The organism is Amycolatopsis sp. NPDC051373 (assembly GCF_040689465.1).
Lineage (GTDB): Bacteria > Actinomycetota > Actinomycetes > Mycobacteriales > Pseudonocardiaceae > Amycolatopsis.
The window spans coordinates 45,706-60,630 of the sequence record NZ_JBFBAE010000003.1; the positions used below are offsets into that span (position 1 = coordinate 45,706).

15 protein-coding genes are annotated in these 14,925 nt (G+C 71.3%); 7 read left to right on the forward strand and 8 right to left on the reverse strand.

Annotated features, from left to right (window positions below; translation table 11 throughout):
* The first annotated feature begins 9 nt into the window (after positions 1-9).
* The 4 genes from AB0383_RS06190 to AB0383_RS06205 all read left to right on the forward strand — a co-directional run bounded on the left by AB0383_RS06190 (position 10) and on the right by AB0383_RS06205 (position 5,420).
* Positions 10-1,539, forward strand: a complete 1,530-nt coding sequence (locus AB0383_RS06190) for a methyltransferase (protein ID WP_366185580.1) — start codon at positions 10-12, stop codon at positions 1,537-1,539.
* Positions 1,536-1,961 (forward strand): D-aminoacyl-tRNA deacylase, encoded by a 426-nt coding sequence (gene dtd / locus AB0383_RS06195; protein WP_366185582.1) that lies wholly within the window; start codon positions 1,536-1,538, stop codon positions 1,959-1,961. The genes AB0383_RS06190 and dtd overlap by 4 nt, the downstream gene beginning before the upstream one ends.
* A 313-nt stretch (positions 1,962-2,274) precedes the next feature.
* Positions 2,275-3,306: a sigma-70 family RNA polymerase sigma factor gene (locus AB0383_RS06200; protein ID WP_364174441.1), complete on the forward strand. Its 1,032-nt coding sequence runs from the start codon at positions 2,275-2,277 to the stop codon at positions 3,304-3,306.
* A gap of 443 nt (positions 3,307-3,749) precedes the next feature.
* Positions 3,750-5,420 (forward strand): fumarate hydratase, encoded by a 1,671-nt coding sequence (locus AB0383_RS06205; protein ID WP_366185584.1) that lies wholly within the window; start codon positions 3,750-3,752, stop codon positions 5,418-5,420.
* 58 nt (positions 5,421-5,478) lie between these two features.
* Here AB0383_RS06205 and AB0383_RS06210 read toward each other — a convergent pair whose 3' ends face one another.
* From AB0383_RS06210 to AB0383_RS06245, 8 genes are all read right to left on the reverse strand, one after another.
* Positions 5,479-5,901 carry a MarR family transcriptional regulator gene (locus AB0383_RS06210; protein ID WP_220238307.1) on the reverse strand — a complete coding sequence of 141 codons (423 nt, stop codon included), beginning with the start codon at positions 5,899-5,901 and terminating at the stop codon, positions 5,479-5,481.
* 1 nt (position 5,902) lies between these two features.
* Complete coding sequence (locus tag AB0383_RS06215; RefSeq protein WP_366185587.1) at positions 5,903-7,357, reverse strand: MFS transporter; 1,455 nt, start codon at positions 7,355-7,357, stop codon at positions 5,903-5,905.
* A gap of 95 nt (positions 7,358-7,452) precedes the next feature.
* Positions 7,453-7,890, reverse strand: a complete 438-nt coding sequence (locus tag AB0383_RS06220) for an SRPBCC family protein (RefSeq protein ID WP_366185589.1) — start codon at positions 7,888-7,890, stop codon at positions 7,453-7,455.
* Between the two features lie 177 nt (positions 7,891-8,067).
* Positions 8,068-8,574 carry a hypothetical protein gene (locus AB0383_RS06225; RefSeq protein WP_364174452.1) on the reverse strand — a complete coding sequence of 169 codons (507 nt, stop codon included), beginning with the start codon at positions 8,572-8,574 and terminating at the stop codon, positions 8,068-8,070.
* A gap of 41 nt (positions 8,575-8,615) precedes the next feature.
* Positions 8,616-9,116, reverse strand: a complete 501-nt coding sequence (locus tag AB0383_RS06230) for a hypothetical protein (RefSeq protein WP_364174455.1) — start codon at positions 9,114-9,116, stop codon at positions 8,616-8,618.
* Between the two features lie 79 nt (positions 9,117-9,195).
* Positions 9,196-9,864, reverse strand: a complete 669-nt coding sequence (locus AB0383_RS06235; protein WP_364174458.1) for a phosphonatase-like hydrolase — start codon at positions 9,862-9,864, stop codon at positions 9,196-9,198.
* Entirely contained in the window at positions 9,861-10,979 is a 1,119-nt protein-coding gene (locus AB0383_RS06240; RefSeq protein ID WP_366185592.1) for a TIGR03364 family FAD-dependent oxidoreductase, read from the reverse strand. The genes AB0383_RS06235 and AB0383_RS06240 overlap by 4 nt, the downstream gene beginning before the upstream one ends.
* Before the next feature lie 94 nt (positions 10,980-11,073).
* Complete coding sequence (locus AB0383_RS06245) at positions 11,074-11,454, reverse strand: DoxX family protein (protein ID WP_364174464.1); 381 nt, start codon at positions 11,452-11,454, stop codon at positions 11,074-11,076.
* 135 nt (positions 11,455-11,589) lie between these two features.
* On the opposite strand from AB0383_RS06245, the gene AB0383_RS06250 reads away from it, so the two are divergent.
* From AB0383_RS06250 to AB0383_RS06260, 3 genes are all read left to right on the forward strand, one after another.
* Positions 11,590-12,813, forward strand: a complete 1,224-nt coding sequence (locus AB0383_RS06250) for an amino acid permease (RefSeq protein ID WP_364174467.1) — start codon at positions 11,590-11,592, stop codon at positions 12,811-12,813.
* 141 nt (positions 12,814-12,954) lie between these two features.
* On the forward strand, positions 12,955-13,761 hold the full coding sequence (locus AB0383_RS06255) for a serine protease (protein WP_364174469.1): 807 nt from the start codon (positions 12,955-12,957) through the stop codon (positions 13,759-13,761).
* A gap of 106 nt (positions 13,762-13,867) precedes the next feature.
* The gene (locus AB0383_RS06260; protein ID WP_364174472.1) at positions 13,868-14,848 is read left to right on the forward strand and encodes a helix-turn-helix transcriptional regulator; all 981 of its coding nucleotides are present in this window, start codon (positions 13,868-13,870) and stop codon (positions 14,846-14,848) included.
* The last annotated feature ends 77 nt before the right edge of the window (positions 14,849-14,925 follow it).

The following is a 14,925-nucleotide window of genomic DNA, read 5'->3' on the forward strand; positions in this document are numbered from 1 at the left end:
TTACCCACCGTGAGCACGAACACGCCTCTGCCCGACCTGTCCGACGACGTCTGCGCGCGGTTGCGCGAGGCCTTCCGGCGCGCCGACTACGACGCCGACGGGGTGGTCGACGCCCTCGGCGGCGCCGCCCACGCGGCGCTCGGCCGCGGCGAGCCCGAGCCCGCCCGGCGCGCGAGCCTCGACGCGGGCGACCTCGGCACGCTCGTGCGGCTGTTCCTGCTCGGCCTCACCGAGTCCGAAAAGTCCGTTGAGTCCGCTTTTTCGCCGCTGACACCGGAAGCCGCCGTCGCAGCGGGGATCCTCGCGACCGCTGAGACTTCTCATGACGGCGACGGGTACAAAGCCGCCCTCGACATCCGCCCGCACGGCGACGAGGAGGGCTCCTGGTGGGTCGTGGCCGACCTCGACGCCGACCTGCTCGGCCACGTCGTGCCCGAGGACCACGTGCTCGGCGTCGGCCACGCGTCGCTCAGCCTCATCCGCGCCACCAGCCGGCGCCCGGTCGGCACACTGCTCGACGTCGGCACCGGCAACGGCGTGCAGGCCCTGCACGCCACGCGCCACGCCCGGCGCGTGACGGCCACGGACGTCTCCGCGCGGGCGCTCGCGCTGGCCGCCGGCACGTTCCGGCTCAACGAGCTCGACGTGGAACTGGTGCGCGGCGAGTGGTTCGCGCCGGTCGCGCGCCGCCGGTTCGACCAGATCGTGTGCAACCCGCCGTTCGTGGTCGGACCGCCGCGCGTGGACTACACCTATCGCGACTCGGGCCTGGCCGGCGACGACGCCAGCGCACTCGTCGTGCGCCAGCTTCCGGGGTTCCTCAACGACGGCGGCACCGGGCAGCTACTGGCTTCCTGGCTCCACACGGGTGGCGAAGACTGGGCCGATCGGGTGGCGCGCTGGCTGCCGGCGGAAACGGACGCGTGGTTCGTGCAGCGCGATGTCGCCGACCCCGCGCTGTACGTGGGCACCTGGCTGCGCGACGAGGGCATCGACCCGCGCTCGCCCGAAGGCCGGGTGAAGGCCGCCGCGTGGCTCGACTGGTTCACCGAGAACCGCGTGCAGGGCATCGGCTTCGGCTTCGTCACGCTGCGCCGCGCGGCCGGGAAGACGCCGACCGTGGTGTGCGAAGACCTGCGCCAGGCCTACGACGACCCGCTGGGCCCGGAGGCGGCGAACTGGCTCGACCGCGTCGACTGGCTGCGCACGCACGGCGACGAGCTCATGGGCACCGCCTTCCGCGTGCCCGACAGCGTGCTGCTGGAACGCGTCGACTCCCCCGGCGACGAGGGCTGGGAGACCACCGTGCGGCGCCTGCACCGCACCGACGGACCCGGGTGGCAGCACGAGGTCGACGAGCTCGCCACGCGGCTGCTGGCGGGCTGCCGGGGCGTGCTGGCACTGGAGGACCTCGTGGAACTGCTGGCGGCCGCGCAGGGCCTCGACCCGGCCGAGCTGGCCGCTGCCGCGCTGCCCGTGGTGCGCGAGCTCGTGCGGCACGGGATGCTCGTGCCGGCTTCGGTTCTGACGTCACGGTGAAGGCCGTCGCGGCGCGCGTCACCCGGGCGAGTGTGACGGTCGACGGAGAGGTGACGGGCGCGTTCGAAGAACCGGGACTGTTGGTGCTGCTGGGAATTCACGCCGACGACGATCGGGTGAAAGCGGCGACGATGGCGCGCAAGCTCCACGAACTGCGGATCCTGCGCGACGAGCAGTCCTGCGCGACCGCGGGCGCGCCGTTGCTGGTGGTGTCCCAGTTCACGCTCTACGGCGACACGCGCAAGGGCCGCCGGCCGTCCTTTGTCGCCGCCGCGCGCCCGGAAGTGGCCGAGCCCCTGGTGGACGCCGTGGTGCAGGAGTTGCGTGACCGTGGGGCTTCCGTGGCCACCGGGCGCTTCGGCGCCATGATGGCGGTGGAGAGCGTGAACGACGGTCCGTTCACCGTTCTCGTCGAGGTCTAGACCACTGTCTACTCGGTGCCCGGGAACGTAACCGGGCACGAAGAGGTTCACCCCGTGCGCGGATTCTCATGGAATTCTCATGATTATTCCCGCTGTGGCACGCTTCTCAGCAAAAGCTCAGTTTTGGTGGAGCAACCAGGCGACGGGTGTGGCCGTCCTTTCTTCAGAAGCCGGGAACGTTTTGGAAACCCGGCGCGTTACCACAAGTGTCCAGCTAAGCCGGCTGGGCCGGAGGCCAGGGTTTCCACAGGGCCTGACACCGAAGGCACAGCACCGGCGAGACACGTTCAGCCCGTGACCGGGGAGGCAGAGAATGTCAGTCCAGACTCTCGAACGCGAAGCGCGCGGGATTCGCGAGCGTGGGATTCCAGCACAGCAGAACGAGGAGCCCGTGAGTGTGGGGACGCTCACGGACGCCGACCTCGACGCCCAGAGCCCGGCCGCCGATCTGGTGCGTGTGTACCTGAACGGCATCGGCAAGACCGCGCTGCTCACCGCGGCCGACGAGGTCGAGCTGGCCAAGCGCATCGAGGCGGGCGTGTTCGCGAAGCACATGCTCGACACCGCCGAAGACCTCACGACCAAACGCCGCACCGAGCTCACCGCGCTGGTGCGCGACGGGCACGTGGCGAAGAACCACCTGCTGGAGGCCAACCTCCGCCTCGTGGTCTCGCTCGCGAAGCGCTACACCGGCCGGGGGATGCCGCTGCTCGACCTGATCCAGGAGGGGAACCTGGGTCTGATCCGCGCGGTGGAGAAGTTCGACTACTCCAAGGGGTTCAAGTTCTCGACCTACGCCACCTGGTGGATCCGCCAGGCCATCACCAGGGGGATGGCCGACCAGGGTCGCACCATCCGGCTGCCGGTCCACCTCGTGGAGCAGGTCAACAAGCTCGCCCGCATTCGCCGCGACCTGCACCAGCAGCTCGGCCGTGACGCGACGCACGACGAGCTGGCCTCCGAATCGGGCATCCCGGTCCACAAGATCGCGAACCTGCTCGACCAGTCGCGCGACCCGGTGAGCCTCGACATGCCCGTGGGCGCCGAGGAAGACGCCCCGCTGGGCGATTTCATCGAGGACTCGGAAGCGACCGACGCCGAGAGCGCCGTCATCTCCGGCCTCCTGCAGGACGACCTGCGCCGCGTCCTCGCGACGCTCGACGACCGCGAGCAGCACGTCATCCGCCTGCGCTACGGCCTGGACGACGGCCAGCCCCGCACGCTGGACCAGATCGGCAAGCACTTCGGTCTCTCGCGCGAGCGCGTGCGTCAGATCGAGCGTGAGGTCATGGCGAAGCTTCGCCAGGGCGAGCGGGCCGACCGCCTGCGCGCGTACGCGTCGTAAGCATCAGTAGTCCGAAGACCCCGTGGCCCCCGGTCCACGGGGTCTTCGGCGTTTCAGGGAGTTCGCAAGATCGCGGGTGTGAGCGGCGACCGATCACCGGCGTTTGAGGCTGTTGGTGACTGGGTAGCAAGGTGTGGGCAACACCCGTTCGGCCGCGTTGACTTATGACCTACGTCACGAGACTGTCGTGCCAGGCGAACGGAACGCCAGGTGAGCCACGCGGAACGGGTGTACGCATCCGTCCGCTTTCCCCGGGAGGTCGGGTCCGTCGGGGTGGACCCGGCCTCCCGAACCAAACTCCGGGGGCCGCGCGGACGGCCATTGGGCAGCCGCGAACGACCCGGGCCGAGTGCCCTGCAACACAGTCGTCGCGCGGGTGTGCGGGGAGCCGGGGGTCGCTGAGTACCGTGGTCGGATCCCGATCAGGGCAAAGGAGCCTGGCTGTGCCGTCCACCACGTTTCAGCACACCGAAGTCCTGCCGCTCGGCAAGGACACCACCACCGAGTACCGGCTCGTCACGGCCGACGGCGTCGAAACCGTCGAAGCGGCCGGCCGGAAGTTCCTCAAGGTCGACCCCGGGGCGCTGACCACGCTCGCCCGCACGGCCATCACGGACATCCAGCACCTGTTGCGTACGTCACACCTGCAGCAGCTGCGGGCGATCGTCGACGACCCCGAGGCGAGCGGCAACGACCGGTTCGTCGCGATGGACCTGCTGCGCAACGCGGCCATCTCGGCCGGCGGCGTGCTGCCGATGTGCCAGGACACCGGCACGGCCATCGTCATCGGCAAGCGGTCCGAGGGCGTCCTCACCGGCGGCGACGACGAGCGGGCCCTGTCGGAGGGCATCTTCGACGCCTACCAGCAGCTGAACCTGCGCTACTCGCAGATGGCGCCGACCAACTTCTGGGACGAGCGCAACACGGGAACGAACCTGCCCGCGCAGGTCGAGCTCTACCACAAGGACAACACAGCCGGGGAATCGTCAGATCCTTCCTACGAGTTCCTGTTCATGGCCAAGGGCGGCGGGAGCGCGAACAAGACGTTCCTGTACCAGGAGACCAAGGCCGTGCTGAACCCCAAGCGGCTCGCCCGGTTCCTGGACGAGAAGCTGCGCAGCCTCGGCACCGCGGCGTGCCCGCCGTACCACCTGGCGATCGTCGTCGGCGGCATGTCGGCGGAGTTCAACCTGAAGGTCGCGAAGCTTGCCTCGGCGCGCTACCTCGACACGCTGCCGACCGAGGGTTCCGAGCTGGGCCACGCGTTCCGCGACCCGAACCTCGAGCAGCAGGTGCTGGAGATGACGCGCCAGTTCGGCATCGGCGCGCAGTTCGGCGGCAAGTACTTCTGCCACGACGTGCGCGTGATCCGCCTCCCCCGCCACGGAGCTTCGTGTCCGGTCGGCATCGCGGTCTCGTGTTCGGCCGACCGTCAGGCCAAGGCGAAGATCACCGCCGACGGCGTGTTCATCGAGCAGCTCGAGCGCGACCCGGCGCGGTTCCTGCCGGACGTGACCGAGGACGACCTGTCCGACGAGGTTGTGAGCGTGGACCTCAACCGCCCCATGGACGAGATCCGCGCGCAGCTCTCGCAGCTGCCGGTGAAGACGAGGCTGTCGCTGTCGGGGCCGCTGGTCGTCGCGCGCGACATCGCGCACGCGAAGATCGCCGAGCGGCTCGACGCCGGCGAGGAGATGCCGCAGTACCTCAAGGACCACCCGGTGTACTACGCCGGCCCGGCGAAGACGCCCGACGGCTACGCGTCCGGTTCGTTCGGCCCCACCACGGCCGGGCGCATGGACTCCTATGTCGAGCAGTTCCAGGCCGCGGGCGGCTCGATGGTGATGCTCGCGAAGGGCAACCGCTCCAAGCAGGTCACGGCCGCCTGCCAGAACCACGGCGGCTTCTACCTCGGCTCGATCGGCGGCCCGGCCGCGCGGCTGGCCAAGGACTGCATCAAGAAGGTCGACGTGGTCGAGTACCCCGAGCTCGGCATGGAAGCCGTGTGGAAGATCGAGGTCGAGGACTTCCCCGCCTTCATCGTCATCGACGACAAGGGCAACGACTTCTTCGCCGCAACCAGCGAACCGGTGCTGCAGATCAGCTTCCGCTAGCCGAACAGAACCGGCGCCCCCGCCCACCGAGCCCGGTGAGCGGGGGCGCCGTCTTCGGTCAGTCGTCGGTGATCTGCGCGGTCAGGCGGTCCAGCTCGGCCAGCTCCGCCGACGACAGCGCGAGCATCGACTTCGGCGGCTCCCCCAGGATGCGCTCGGCCCGTTCCGCGGCCACGGCGCCTGGGGCCGTGACGGTGACGACCCGGCTGCGCCGGTCCTCCGGGTGCGGTTCCCGCAGCACGAGGCCGCGGCGGACGAGCTCGTCGACCACGTGCGTGGTGTAGGGCCGGTCGGTGTTGAGCTGTTCGGTGAGCTCGCTCATCGTCAGCGGCCTGGCCGCGACCCGGCGCAGCGCCTTGATCTTGATGAAGCTCATGCCGAGCGCCTCGCACACCTCGCGTTTGCGCTCGTGCCGGTCGAGGACGAGGGCCCGCAGCCGAGCCCACACGCGGGTCGCGATCTCGTGGTCGTCGGCGCTCATGTCAGGCCTTCACCAGTCCCGTGTCGGCTTCCTCTTCGACGCCCACACGCCGCGCCGTGGCGTATGCCCAGCGCGTGGTGGTCACCAGCCCCAGCACGAGCACCAGCAGCCCGCAGCCACCGATGATCCACCAGCCGGCGTGGCTGGCGGCCGCGAGGCCCTCGGCGAACGGGCCGTGGACGCGGGCGGTGACGACCGCACCGATCACCGCCACCCCGAGTGACGTGCCGACCTGCCGGCTCGTCGACGCGATCGCCGCGGCCACGCCGGCCTGCGCCCGCGGCATCCCGGACACCGCCGCGTAGGTGATGGGGGCGTTGACCAGCCCGAACCCGATGCCGAACACGACGTAGGCGATGATCAGCCGCCACAGCGGCGTGGTCGAAGACAGGTCGAGCATCAGCAGCGCGCCGATCACGGTGCCGATGCCCGCCCCCACCAGCGGCAGCCGCGCGCCGCGGGTGCCCACGAGCCGGCCGGAGATGGGCGCGCAGATCGCGCACATGATGGCCATCGGCAGTGTCAACAGGCCCGCGTGCAGCGCGCTGAAGCCGCGGGTGTCCTGCAGGTAGAGCGAGTTGAGGAAGAGGAACCCGGCCATCGCCGCGATGCCGGACACGGCGGTGAGCGTGGCGCCCGAGAATGGCGCGCTGCGGAAGAACCGGGGCTCCAGCAACGGGTCCCGCCGCCTTCGTTCGTACGGCACGAACACGGCCAGCGAGACCAGCGCGAGCACGAACGCGACGAGGATCCGCGGCGAGCCGTACCCGAGATCGCGGCCTTCGATGATGCCGTAGGTGAGCCCGGCGAGGAACACGATCACCAGCAGCTGGCCCACCGGGTCGATCCGGCGCGGCCGCGGCGCGCGCGACTCCGGCACGAACACCGCGGTGAGCACGACGGCCGCGATGACCACCGGCACGTTGACCCAGAAGATCGACCGCCAGCCGGCCGCGCCCACGAGAACACCGCCCAGCACCGGGCCCACGGCCATGGACAGCCCCATCGTGGCGCCCCACATGCCGATCGCGCGCCCGCGCTCCTTCGGGTCGGTGAAGGTGTTGGCGACGATCGACATCGCCACCGGGTTGAGCATCGAGCCGCCGATGGCCTGCAACGCGCGGAACGCGATCAGCAGCCCCACGCTGGGGGCGACACCGCAGAGCAGCGAGCCGACGCCGAACAGCACCAGGCCCGTCTGGAACGTGCGCCGCCGCCCGAGCCGGTCGGCCGTCGACCCCGACAGCATCAGCAGGCTCGCAAGCACGAGCGTGTAGGCGTCGATCGTCCACTGCAGGCTCGACACCGACGCGCCCAGCTCGTGCTGGATGGAGGGCAGCGCCAGGTTCACGATCGTGTTGTCGAGCCCGACGATGAACAGGCTCATGCAGCAGACCGCCAGCACGATCTGCCGCCGCCGACGGCTGAGCTCCGGCACGGCACCCCTCAAGGTCATCACGGAAGTTAGTTGTAGAACCCTAACATTTAGCACACTACAACTAACTGTCCGCGCCTACCGCCGAACGCGGTACAGCTCACGCCGCATTGCGGTCAGCCAGGGAACATCTTCGTAAGCCGGGCGAGGGTCTTCTCGATGCCGTCGGCGTTGCGCTTGGGGTAGCCCATCAGCTTCAGCGCCAGCGGTGAACGGGCGGTGGAGTAGTCGAATGTCTCGGTCACGGTGGTCCGGCCGTCGCCCGCGGGCTCCACCAGCCAGCGCCAGCGGTGGCCCCCGAAATGGAGCCACGCGATGAGCCGGTTCTCCTCGAACTCCACCACGGTGTTGCTGATTCGGTACGGCGCGCCCATTTTCATGTCCATCCCGAACGTCGCGCCGAGCGAAAGCCGCGAGGGAGCGCCGTCACGGCCGGCGCGAACGGTGCCGGACCCGTCGATCAGTGGGTGGTTGGCCGGATCGGCGAGCAGGTCGAAGAGCTGCTCCGGCGAGGCGGCGACGACGGCGGTGCGCGAGATCTGGCGGGTACCCATGCCCGGTGAGCCTAGGGCTCCGTCGGTGCACTCACGATTCGGACGGCGGGCGCCGCGGGGAAGATCACCCAGGTGCCAAGGTGGGAGGTGGCACCCGGGTGACCGTCCGGCCGGTGCCGGGCGGCTCGGGCCAAAGCCCCCCGAACGAGCCGCGCAGCGCCGGCATTTGCGAAGCCGTCACCGAGGCGGCGACTGCTTCAGGACCACCGTCCGCTCGCCGAGCGGCGCGGCGAGCGCGACGGAGATGTAGGGGTAACGCAGGTCCATCGTGCACATCTGGCCGGTCTGCGCCTTGGTCTCGCTCAGATCCAGCACCACGTGCTGCGCGGTCTGCTCGATCGCCTCGCCGAGGGCGTGGCCACAGCCGCCCTCTTCGGCACGGACGTTGATGATCGTGCCGCCGTTGGCCGTGTAGACCTCGTGCGGGAAGCCCGGTGGCAGTGCCTTCGCGTCGACCTTGTCCGCAGGAACCGGCGTGCTGCCGGCCGGCACCTCGAGCCGCGGTTTGCCCGGCGGGTTGGGCAGGGGCTTCGGCACCGGCGACGGCGAGGTCGAGATGCTGCCGCTCGGCGCCGCGGGGTCGCCTCCGGACGCGGGGTTCGTGGCCATGGTCCCCTGGGCGCCGCAGGCTGTCACCGTGGCGAGGATCAAGCCTGTGCCGACGAGCTTCGTCAAGTACCTCATGAGCCAAGGACGGAACGGGGGGAGCATCCGGTTGCATCCGCTCACGGGCCGGGGCGCAGCACCAGCTGCCGGCCACCGAGCGGCTCGGCCAGCGGCACGGGCAGCGACACCTCGCGCACGTGCATGGGGCACATCTGGCCGTGGGGCGCCTTGGTGACCGTGACGACCACGACGGCCTGCTGCGCGTTCTCCTCGCCGGCGGCGGCCATGATGTGGTCGCAGCCGGCCTCGTCGGCGTGGATCACGACGACCTTTCCGCCTTGCGCAAGCGTCACGTCGTGGGGATAGCCGGCGGGCAGCGCCGACGCGTCGATCTGGCCGGCGGCCGGTGCCGTGTCGCCGGGCGGCGGGCCCTGCGTCGGATGGGTCTGCGGCGGGCCGGACGGGGACGGCAGCGGCATCGGCGGGGGCAGCTTGGTGGAAGGCGGCACTGACGGCACCGACGGCACCGACGAAGAAGGCGACGAGCTCGCAGGGCCCGGTCCGGCCGGCGCGGCCCCTCCGCCGCCGCACGCCGCGGCCGAAAGCAGCAGAACGCTCACACCCAGGACTTTCACCATTGTCCGCATACCATGCGGACGGAATCCGGGCCGGGGTGGTTGCACGGGCCGGCCGGAAACTTCAGTCGAGCACGTCCGGCAGGTCGCGCACGGAGTCCAGCACGTGCGTCGCCCCGGCTCCGGTGAGTTCGGCGCGCGTGCCGGCGCCGGTCAGCACCCCGGCCACCACACGCGCGCCCGCGGACAAGCCGGTGCGCACGTCCGACTGCGTGTCCCCGGCGACGGCGACGCAACGCACGTCGGTGACGCCCAGGCGCAGCACGGCCGTGAGCACGAGGTCGGGGTACGGGCGGCCGCGCAGGCCCTCGCCCGGGGCGAGCGCGAGGTCGGCGAGGTCGCGCCAGCCCAGCGCCTCGAGGATCGTCTGCTGCGTGACGGCCGCGAAACCGGTGGTCAGCGCCACCTTCACGCCGCCGTGGCGCAGCCCGCGGATCACGTCCTCCGCGCCGGGCACGGGCTCGCACTCCCCCGCCGCGACGAGGTTGGCGTAGGCGCGTTCGAACTCGGCGTTGGCGCGCTGCGCGAGGTCCTCGGTCGGCAACAGAGCGCGGAAGACGGTGATCTTCGACTGGCCCATGGTGGCGTGCACGTGGGCGAGCATCGCCGGGAAGCGCTCGTCGGTTTCGGACACTCCGGCGCTCGCGATCGCGGCGGTGAAGGCGCGCACCACGAGACCGTCGTCGACGACGGTGGTGCCGGCGAGGTCCAGCACCACGAGCTCGGTCGTCACAGGCCCAGCTCCCGCGCGGTGTCCGCGGCGATCGCCGGCGAGCACGTCATGCCGCGACCGCCGGGCCCGGTGACGAGGAAAGCTTTGTCCGCCAAGCGTTCCCGGTGCACGATCGCGGCCGGGTCGAGTGCCTGGGCGTACACGCCGGCCCAGCGGCGGCGGATGCGCGGCAGCGGCCGGCCGAGCAGCGCGCCGGCGACTTCGGCGAGGTGCTCGTACGGGTCTTCGGTCACGTCGAAGCCGAAGGGCTGGTCGTACTCGTGCGTGTCGCCGATGGTGAGCGAGCCGTCGAGGCGCTGGACCATCAGCAGCTGCATCTTGTGGGCGGCGGCGACGTCGCCCTGGGGCTGGGTGCGGCCGAGCTCGGCGAGCGCGTCGCCGCGGAAGGCCGGGTAGTAGCGGAAGCTGTCGGCGTCGGCGACGCTCGTGGTCAGCGTCTCGCCGAGGGGCTCGGTCTGTGCCATCTGCAGCCGCACGCGGCGGACGGGGACCTCACCGGCGAGCTCGCGAACGAGGCCGCTGAGCCACGCTCCCGTGCAGAAGATCGTGACGTCGCCTTCGTGGTGGTCGCCGTGGTCGTCGGTGACGCCGGTTTTGGTCAGCGTGCGGACTTCGCGGCTGGGCAGCCACGTGTAGCGGCCGGTCTTTCGCAGCGACGCGCGCAGGGCGGGCTGGGCGGTGCGGGGTTCGACGGCCGCATCGCGCTCGCACCACAGCGCGGCCATGAAGTCACCGCGCAGCGCCGGGTTCAGCCGGCGGGTCTCGGCCGGGGTGAGGAGTTTGAAGCCGCGCTCGGCCGCGTCGGCGTTCGTGGTCGCGGCTTCGGCGACGGCGCGCTCGGCTTCGGTGCGCAGGACCGTGAGCGAGCCGTTGGCGCGAAACCCCAGCGCCGGCGTCTGCTCGGCGATCGCCTGCCAGAGCTCGCGGGCGCGCAGCGCCGTGGTGAGCTCCGGACCGGCCGCGCGGCCGCTGACCCAGACGAGGCCGAAGTTGCGCACGGAGGCGCCGCGGGCTTCGGGCTCACGTTCGAGGTGGACGACGTCGTGGCCGCGGTGGATCGCCTGCCACGCGTGCATCGTGCCGAGGACGCCGCCACCGACGATGAGGATTCGCACGAGCGCCACGGTCGTTCAGCGGTGGGAATGGGGAGTTTCGCGGTGGGGAACGGAGAGTGAAGACGTGCGGTGCAGTGACTCGGGGTTGTATCCGTCAGAGGCGGCCGGTGGCGACGAACACCGCGAGGGCGAGGATCAGGGCGTTGACCGTGACGTTGCGCCACTCCGCGGCCTTGTGCCGGACGACCGCGAGGCGCGCGTGCATGGCCATGGCGCCGATCATCACCACGACCAGGCCGACGGCGGCCCAGCCCGTGAGGCTCGGTGCGACGCCGGTGAGCTGGGGCAGGATGAGGCCGACCACGGCGATGAGCTCGCAGATCGCGGTGAACCGGACCACGGGCAGCGGGTAGGCGGCGGCGCCGGTCTGGCCGGTTTCGAGCAGGCGCTCCCGTGACATCGTGGACTTGAGCGAGCCGGACAGGGCGAAGAGCAGGGCCAGGACGATCTGCCCGGTCCAGAGTGCGGCGTTCACAGGGTCTCCCTTCGAAGGACGGTCGCGAAGGGAACGAGGGAGCGCCGCGAGGTGTGACAGAGCTGATCTGCCGACCCGTCCGGCCGTCCGCTGTGGTTGGCTGTCGCTGCCCGTCACCGGTGAGAGGAACCCACGATGCCGCTCGCACGCCGGTTGGGGCTGGCCGATGCCGTGTTCCTCGGACTCGGGTCGATGGTCGGCGCGGGCGTGTTCGCGGCGTTCGCGCCCGCGGCCGGCGCCGCGGGGGCCGGGCTGCTGCCCGCGCTGGGGATCGCGGCGGTGGTGGCGTTCTGCAACGCGACGTCGTCGGCACGGCTGGCGGCGCGGCACCCGGAATCGGGCGGCACCTACGTGTACGGACGGGCGCGGCTCGGCGAGTTCTGGGGGTACCTCGCGGGCTGGGGGTTCGTCACCGGCAAGACCGCGAGCTGCGCGGCGATGACGCTGACCGTCGTGGCATACGCGGCCCCCGGGCTGGGGCAGCCGTGGCGCGCGGTGATCGCCGTCGGTGTCGTGGCGGCCGTGACGGGAGTCAACCTCCTCGGGGTGCACCGGTCGGCCCTGGCGACGCGGGTGATCGTGGTGGTCACGCTGGTGGTGCTGGCGGTGGCCGTCGCGAGTGCGGCCTCAGGTGGGTTCGTGGCCGAGCCGTTCGCGCCGTTCGACGGGAGCGGGGTGCTGACGGCGGCGGGGTTGCTGTTCTTCGCCTTCGCCGGTTACGCGCGGCTGGCGACGCTCGGGGAGGAAGTGCGAGACCCCGCGCGGACCATTCCGCGGGCGATCCCGCTCGCCCTCGGGCTGACGCTGGTGGTCTACACCGTGGTCGCCGTCGCCCTGCTGCTCACGCTCGGGCCGCAGCGGCTGGCGGCGAGCGCGGACCCGATCGCGGAGGCAGCGGCGCCGTGGCTCTCGCCGGTCGTGCGGGCCGGCGCGACGCTGGCGTCGCTGGGTTCGTTGCTGGCGCTGGTTCTCGGCGTCTCGCGCACGACGTTGGCAATGGCCCGTGACGGACACCTGCCGCGCGGGCTCGCGGTGGTGCACCCGCGGTTCGGGGTGCCGCAGCGGGCGGAGCTGGCGGTGGGCGTGGTGGTGGCGGTGCTCGCCACGACGGTGGATCTCCGCGGGGCGATCGGGTTTTCGTCGTTCGCGGTGCTGGCGTACTACGCGATCGCCAACGCGGCGGCGTTGCGGCTGCGGGCGGACGAGAACCCGGCGCCGCGGTTCGTCGCCGTGCTGGGGCTTTTCGGATGCGGGGTGCTGGCGTTCAGCCTGCCGTGGCCGTCGGTGGCGGCAGGGTGCGCGGCGCTGGCGCTCGGGGCGCTGGCCTACGCAGTGCGGCGGCCGACCGGCCGGCACTGAACCGGTTCCGTGGCACGAGGGGACCGCTCGCCCGAAAGATCCGAAGAAAGTTGGTTGTCCGGTTGTCCGGGGTCTGGTGTAGTCGAGTCATCACTCCCCGTATCCCCGTTCCTATGTGGACACCGGAAGGACGGATCCCCCATGACCTTCAAGAGACGGTTCACCCTGCTCGGAAAAGCTCTCGTCGGCGTCACGGCGCTGGCCGCCGCGGTCGGGCTCGCGACCCCCGCCGTGGCCGGCCCGCCGCCGTCGACGAACGGCACCCAGGTGGTGGGCGGCAGCCGGGCAGCGCAAGGTGAGTTTCCTTGGATGGTAAGGCTTTCCATGGGCTGCGGCGGCGCGCTGTACACGCCGCAGATCGTGCTCACCGCCGCCCACTGCGTCTCGCGCACCGGCTCGAACTCGTCGATCACGGCGACGCTCGGCGTGGTCGATCTGCAGAGCTCCAGCGCGAAAAAGGTGCGCTCCAGCTACGTCTACCGGTCCACCACGTACGACACGACCGGCGGTGACTGGGCGCTGATCAAGCTCGCGAGCCCCGTCAGCGGCGTCCCGACGCTTCCGCTCGCATCCAGCGCTTCCCTGAACACCGGCACGTTCACTGCCGCGGGCTGGGGCGCCGCGACCGAGGGCGGCGCACAGCAGCGTTACCTGTTGAAGGCGCAGGTGCCGTTCGTCAACGACTCGACGTGCAAGGCGCAGGGCGGCGACTACTCCGGCCTCATCGCGAACGCGGAAATCTGCGCGGGCAACGTCTCCGCCGGCGGCGTCGACACGTGCCAGGGCGACTCCGGCGGCCCGATGTTCCGCCGCGACACGGCCGGCGAGTGGGTACAGGTCGGCATCACGAGCTGGGGCACCGGCTGCGCCCGCGCCCACGCGCCCGGCGTGTACACCGAGGTGACGAGCTTCGCGAGCGCGATCGCTTCGGCGGCTTCGAAGATCTGACCTCCTGCGGACCGGAAGCGGCGTGCACCGTTCGGGCACGCCGCTTCCGTAACGTGAGCAGCCGATTACCCGACTTGCCGGAAAGGGGCGAACCACAGGGGGCGGCATGCGCGGGAGCACACGGACGGAGGTCCTCGCGGGCCTGGTCTCGGCCGAGGCGGCGGGGGCGTACGACCGGCTTCACGCCGCAGGCCGGCTGCCGGTCGGCGTGGGCGCATTCGACGCGGACGCCCCCGCCGAGCGTGAGCTGCAGGAGGCGGGGGTGATCAGCTTCGGCGGTTCGGGCGCGGACCGGTTCGCGCGTGCCGTACCACCGGCCGTCGCGTTGCGGCGACTGCTCGATCGGCAGCACCGGCACATCTCCGAGCTGCAGGCCGATCTCGCGGGCACCTGGGAACGGTTCACCGCACTCGTCGCTCCGACCGGCGGCTTCACCGCGGTCGATCGCGAAGGGGTTCGCGCCATCGAGGACCACGACGAGCTGACCCGGCTCGCGTCCGGCCTCTACCGCTCCCCGCGGCGGCTGCTGCGTGCCACGTTCACCGGCAGCACTGGCGGGCACCGGGTGAGCGAGGGTGTGCTGCTGCCGCCCGCCGACGCCCTCGCGGCGGGCGCGGCGTTCCGGATGATCTACGACACCGCCCACGCAGCCGACGGCTGGGGCGCCCGCAGCATCCGCGAGTCCACGGCCGCCGGTGAACAGGCGCGGGTCCGCAAGTCGGTGCCGTTGCGGATGATGCACGTGGACGACACCGTCGCGCTGGTCACGATCGATCGCACGGGCGCGTCGGGTGCGCTGCACGTGACCTCGCCCGAGCTGTTGAAGCTGCTCGCCGAATGGTTCGACGCGCTGTGGGCCGCGCCGGACACCGTGCCGCTCGACGGTGCCGACGGCGACGAGCTCACCCCCGCCCGTCGCCGGGTGCTGTCCCTGCTCGCCGCGGGGCTGACCGACGAGGCGATTGCCCGCAGCACCGGCACTGGCGAGCGGACCGTGCGCCGGCACGTGTGCGCGATCCTCGAAATCCTGCAAGTCGAGAGCCGATTCGCCGCCGGTGTGGCTGCCGCCAAGCGCGGCTGGGTGTAGCGCGGTCACCCGGTGGCCGGAACCGGACATTGGCCGGAAAATCACTCGCCGGGTCTCTCCGGCAGCCGCGAAGGTGG

Coding starts and splice junctions, on each gene's coding strand:
- AB0383_RS06200 (WP_364174441.1), top strand. CDS start 2,275: ATGTCAGTCCAGACTCTCGAACGCGAAGCGCGCGGGATTCGCGAGCGT.
- AB0383_RS06210 (WP_220238307.1), bottom strand. CDS start 5,901: ATGAGCGCCGACGACCACGAGATCGCGACCCGCGTGTGGGCTCGGCTG.
- AB0383_RS06215 (WP_366185587.1), bottom strand. CDS start 7,357: ATGACCTTGAGGGGTGCCGTGCCGGAGCTCAGCCGTCGGCGGCGGCAG.
- AB0383_RS06220 (WP_366185589.1), bottom strand. CDS start 7,890: ATGGGTACCCGCCAGATCTCGCGCACCGCCGTCGTCGCCGCCTCGCCG.
- AB0383_RS06225 (WP_364174452.1), bottom strand. CDS start 8,574: ATGAGGTACTTGACGAAGCTCGTCGGCACAGGCTTGATCCTCGCCACG.
- AB0383_RS06250 (WP_364174467.1), top strand. CDS start 11,590: ATGCCGCTCGCACGCCGGTTGGGGCTGGCCGATGCCGTGTTCCTCGGA.
- AB0383_RS06255 (WP_364174469.1), top strand. CDS start 12,955: ATGACCTTCAAGAGACGGTTCACCCTGCTCGGAAAAGCTCTCGTCGGC.
- AB0383_RS06260 (WP_364174472.1), top strand. CDS start 13,868: ATGCGCGGGAGCACACGGACGGAGGTCCTCGCGGGCCTGGTCTCGGCC.